Genomic DNA, 772 nt, shown 5'->3' on the forward strand with positions numbered 1-772 from the left:
GACAACGCCATAGCAGCGATCCGCAGTGTGCCGCTTGATGAGAAAAAGCCGATTGAGGTTCTCATTCAGGAGAAGAAACGCAGCAATGACCAGAATCGGAAAATGTGGCCACTTTTGCACGACCTATCAAAACAGGTTCTCTGGTTCGGTGAGAAGTACGATGAAGCTGACTGGAAAGACCTGATTACTGCGATGGTGGCTAAGGCCAAAAATCAGGATCAGCGTACGGCTCCTGGAATCGGCGGCGGGGTGGTGATGTTCGGCCAGCGTACTAGCAAGATGCGAGTGAGTGAGATGGTGGAGGTTATCGAGGCTATCTACTGGTTCGGCACTGAGCAGGGCGTGATATTCAGCGATGCATCCAAGCTGGAAATCGAGTGGGCTAACCGGTGGGGAAATACACCATGCGACAAAGGCAAAGCAGCATAGTTTTCGCCCTAGACAATCTTATCTTCCGCAAGACATCCCGAACCAAACCTAAACCCCCAATCCCGGCCAGCGAAATACCCACATATGATCACATATGCGTTTTGCTGCGCGCCAAATTCGACAGAGTAAGGAGAACGCGATGACTCAGTTACCGCAATCCGTATGCGTGTATTGCTTCTTGATGCTTAACAAGGGTGAAACCTACGCCCATCAGAAATGCGTTGATAAATCAGAGAAGGAGGCCGGGAATGATAGCCAAGCTCCCGAAGAGTCGAAATTGTAAAGTGTGTAAAACGAGATTTAAACCGGCCGCGATATACGAGTGGTGGTGCTGCGAAGAGCA

2 protein-coding genes are annotated in these 772 nt (G+C 50.4%); both read left to right on the top strand.

The genetic code is table 11. The features are described 5' to 3' along the window. Positions 1–429, top strand: a 429-nt coding sequence (locus DBA33_RS20395) for a recombination protein NinB (protein ID WP_240442744.1), incomplete at its 5' end; no start/stop codon positions are given. Positions 430–680: 251 nt separating this feature from the next. Further along, positions 681–772 (top strand): recombination protein NinG (locus DBA33_RS20405; RefSeq protein ID WP_240442745.1); only part of this gene is annotated, 92 nt, incomplete at its 3' end.

This window comes from Yersinia sp. IP36721, assembly GCF_003634395.1.
Taxonomy (GTDB): Bacteria; Pseudomonadota; Gammaproteobacteria; order Enterobacterales; family Enterobacteriaceae; genus Yersinia; species Yersinia entomophaga.